The organism is Mesorhizobium sp., from assembly GCF_017306585.1.
Taxonomy (GTDB): Bacteria; Pseudomonadota; Alphaproteobacteria; order Rhizobiales; family Rhizobiaceae; genus Mesorhizobium.
The window spans coordinates 1-3,796 of record NZ_JAFKIC010000335.1; the positions used below are offsets into that span (position 1 = coordinate 1).

Genomic DNA, 3,796 nt, shown 5'->3' on the forward strand with positions numbered 1-3,796 from the left:
AATGTCGCGATCGCGCTGCATCCGGAAGTCGAGGTCACGATCACGCTCAACATCGCCCGCACGGCCGACGAAGCCGAGCGCCAGGCCAAGGGCGAGACGCTGACCACCGCCGAAGCCATCTATGGCGACGACATCAACGACAATGCGCGGCCGGAGAACTTCTTCGATCCGAATGCCGAGTTCGACGGCGGCGACGACGCCTGATCGATCAGCGCCGGACCAACTGTCCGGCTCACAATTTGCAGAGTTTCTGGGCTTCCAGAATTCTGGACCAACGCCCGGGTCTTCGACCCGGGCTTTTTTGTGCCAAACGGAACTTTTCGACACCCTATATCTTGTGCACATTACAGCGTGTCGCGCGTCGATTGGACGCGGGCAATGGCTGGGGCACTTTGATTTGGCAATGCCGGTCCGGTCACCGGATGGTCCGACTGAGGGGACATTTGGTCATGAATATTCTGTTGAAGCGCGTTCTCGACCGCCTGGTGCGCACGGGCAATCTCAAGGTAACCGGGCCCAAGGGCTCGACGTTCATCTTCGGCGACGGCAGCGGCGAACCCGTGCACATGCACATCAAGACCAGGCATGCCGAACGGGCCATCACTTTCGACCCCATGCTGGCCGTCCCGGAGTCCTACATGGACGGCGAGCTCGACATTCTCGAGGGCGGCGTGCTCGGCCTGATGCGCATTGCCTTCCAGAACATGGGCAGCGGCGGCATCGACGCGACATGGTCGAAGGCCATCGAGGGCCTGCGCCACGCCTTCCGCCGCCTGCAGCAGATCAACACCGCCTCGCGCTCGCGCCGCAACGTGCAGCGCCATTATGACCTGTCGGGCGATCTCTACCGGCTCTTCCTCGACGAGGACATGCAGTATTCCTGCGCCTATTTCGAGCAGCCGGACATGACGCTGGACGAGGCCCAGGCGGCCAAGAAACGGCATATCGCCGCCAAGCTCAGGCTGAAGGCCGGTCAGACAGTGCTCGACATCGGTTCCGGCTGGGGCGGACTCGGCCTCTATCTCGCCAAGGCGTTCGACGTCGACGTTCAGGGTGTGACGCTATCGACCGAACAGCATGGTGTCGCCACCGACCGCGCGCATGCGCAAGGGCTGGAGAACCACGTCCATTTCGAACTGAAGGACTACCGCGAACTCAACGAACGCTTCGACCGCATCGTCTCGGTCGGCATGTTCGAACATGTCGGCGTCAACCACTTCCGCACCTTCTTCGACAAGGCGGCGACGCTGCTGAAGCCCGACGGCGTCATGCTCCTGCACACGATCGGACGCTCCGGCGTACCGTGGGCGACGAGCGCCTTCATCCGCAAGTATATTTTCCCGGGCGGCTACATCCCGGCGATGTCGGAGGTGCTGCCGGCGATCGAAAAGTCCGGCCTCGTCGTCACCGACGTCGAAGTCCTGCGGCTCCACTACGCCGATACGCTGAAGCACTGGGGTGAGCGCTTCGCCGCCAACCGCGACAAGGCCAAGGCAATCTATGACGAACGCTTCTGCCGCATGTGGGAATTCTATCTCGCCGCTTCGGAAGCCGCCTTCCGCTGGCAGGATCTGGTGATCTTCCAGTTCCAGATCGCCAAGAAGAACGACACGCTGCCGATGACCCGCGACTATATGGCCAAATGCGAGAAAGCACTGGAGATGCGCGACATGGGTCACCGCGAGGCGGCTCCCGTCGAGAAGCCGGCAAAGCCGGCCCGCCGCCGCAAAGTAGCGGAGTAGACATCTCAGCGCTTTCGCCATTGGCGCTTGCGTTCGTACGCCCCTGCCCTGAAAAAGGCCTCGTGATCGTCGCGAGGCCTTTTTCATGACCTATCTTCTCTACGGCGCCGCCGCGCTCGCCGAAATCGCGGGCTGTTTTTCGGTGTGGGCATGGTGGAAGCTGGACAAGTCGGCGCTCTGGCTGGCGCCGGGGTTGATTTCGCTGCTCGTCTTTGCCTGGCTGCTGGCGCTGGTCGATACCGATGCGGCCGGCCGCGCCTATGCCGCCTATGGCGGCATCTATATCGCCGCTTCGCTCGGCTGGCTGTGGCTGGTGGAAGGCGTGCGCCCCGATCGTTGGGACCTTGCCGGCGCGGTGCTCTGCGTTGCCGGCGCCTCGGTGATCCTGCTCGCACCGCGCGGAGCTTGAACGATGGAGTTGCCCGCGCCGCTCAGACAGGCCGTCGACCGTGTCCTTGAAAGGGTGCCACTGCCCGAGCTCAAACAGGCGGCCAAAACCCTCTCGGACCGCTACCGCGCCGAGGTGCGCGACGGCCGCCTGCACATGGCGCAGGATATGGCCGTCAGGGCCTATCTGGCGACACGGCTGCCAGCGACCTACGCCGCGGTCCGGGCCAGTCTCGACGCGCTCAACGAAGTCCGGCTGGATTTCACGCCGAAGACCCTGCTCGATGTCGGCGCCGGCCCTGGTACGGTGCTTTGGGCCACGACGGACCTGTGGCCCGACCTCGAAGCGGCGGTTCTGTTCGAAGCGAGTGCTGCGGCGCGCAAGATCGGCGAGGTGCTCGCCGCCGACACAATCACGGCGCGGACCGTATGGCTGGCTGGTGACGTCACGACGGACGCTGCCGACCTCACGCCGGCGGACCTCGTTACCTGCGCCTATGTGCTAGACGAGATCGTGCCGGCATCGCTGCCAAAGATGATCGACCGGTTGTGGCAGCTTGCCAAGGATACGCTGTTGATCATCGAGCCCGGCACGCCGGCCGGCTGGCAACGCATCCTTGCCGTGCGCGCCCAACTGATCGCGGCGGGCGCGCATCTGCTGGCGCCTTGTCCGCATGAAAGCCCCTGCCCGCTCAATCCGCCGGACTGGTGCCATTTTTCGCGCCGGGTCGCCCGCTCGCGCCTGCACCGGCTGGCCAAGGACGCGGAGGTTCCGTGGGAGGACGAGAAGTTCATCTATGTCGCAGCTTCCCGTCAGCCGGCGGCCGTCCATGCGGCGCGGGTCATCGCGCCGTCGAGACCCGGCTCGGGCAAGGTGTCGTTGAAGCTTTGCGGGCCTGATGGAAAGGCCGGCGAGACGCTTTTCACCAAGCGGGATGGCGAAGAATTCCGGCAGGCCCGGCGCCTGGACTGGGGTGACCTGCTGGAACGGAACAACACATGATTGTTCTTGCTTCGTTCCAATGCTTGGCATAAGAATCGCAGCTTGCCGCGTCAACCGGAATCGGGACACAGGAACATTGTCCTGTGGACGGTTTAACGCCCCTGTGAACAACGGGCGTCAAGGCCGTTTGATCGTATGGTGATGCAGAAAGGTCAGCACGGTTTCGTCTCGTTCTGATATCGAAGGACCGGGATCGAAATCGGGGATATCATGGCAGAGGCAGCGCGAAAATTCGGCGTGGCGGAACAACCGCTTTATCGCGAGGCACCTAATAACATCGAGGCCGAGCAGGCGCTGCTCGGCGCCATCCTCGTCAACAACGATGCCTTCTACCGCGTATCGGACTTCCTGAAGCCAAGCCATTTTTACGAGCCATTGCACCGCAGGATCTTCGAGGTCGCGGCCGAACTGATCCGCATGGGCAAGGTGGCGACGCCGATCACACTCAAGACCTTCCTGCCGGCCGACGAGAAGGTCGGCGACATGACGGTGGCCCAGTATGTCGTGCGACTGGCCGTGGAAGCGGTCACCGTCGTCAACGCCACCGACTACGGCCGCGCCATATACGACCTGGCGACGCGCCGCGCGCTGATCACCGTCGGCGAGGACATGGTCAACATCGCCTATGACACGCCGGTCGACATGGCGCCGTCCGAACAGATCG

At 63.4% G+C, this 3,796-nt stretch carries 4 protein-coding genes and 1 pseudogene; all 5 read left to right on the forward strand.

Going from position 1 to position 3,796, the window contains the following annotated elements:
- Positions 1–204: pseudogene (locus J0I79_RS34270) on the forward strand (50S ribosomal protein L9); the annotation flags it as partial.
- Positions 205–449: 245 nt separating this feature from the next.
- A complete protein-coding gene (locus J0I79_RS34275; RefSeq protein ID WP_292870375.1) occupies positions 450–1,742 on the forward strand; it encodes a cyclopropane-fatty-acyl-phospholipid synthase family protein in 1,293 nt (430 codons plus the stop codon).
- An 85-nt stretch (positions 1,743–1,827) separates the two neighbouring features.
- Positions 1,828–2,151 carry a YnfA family protein gene (locus tag J0I79_RS34280; protein ID WP_292870377.1) on the forward strand — a complete coding sequence of 108 codons (324 nt, stop codon included), beginning with the start codon at positions 1,828–1,830 and terminating at the stop codon, positions 2,149–2,151.
- 3 nt (positions 2,152–2,154) lie between these two features.
- Positions 2,155–3,132 carry a small ribosomal subunit Rsm22 family protein gene (locus tag J0I79_RS34285; RefSeq protein WP_292870379.1) on the forward strand — a complete coding sequence of 326 codons (978 nt, stop codon included), beginning with the start codon at positions 2,155–2,157 and terminating at the stop codon, positions 3,130–3,132.
- 210 nt (positions 3,133–3,342) lie between these two features.
- Positions 3,343–3,796: DnaB-like helicase N-terminal domain-containing protein (locus J0I79_RS34290; protein ID WP_292870382.1), on the forward strand; the 454-nt coding region annotated here is incomplete at its 3' end.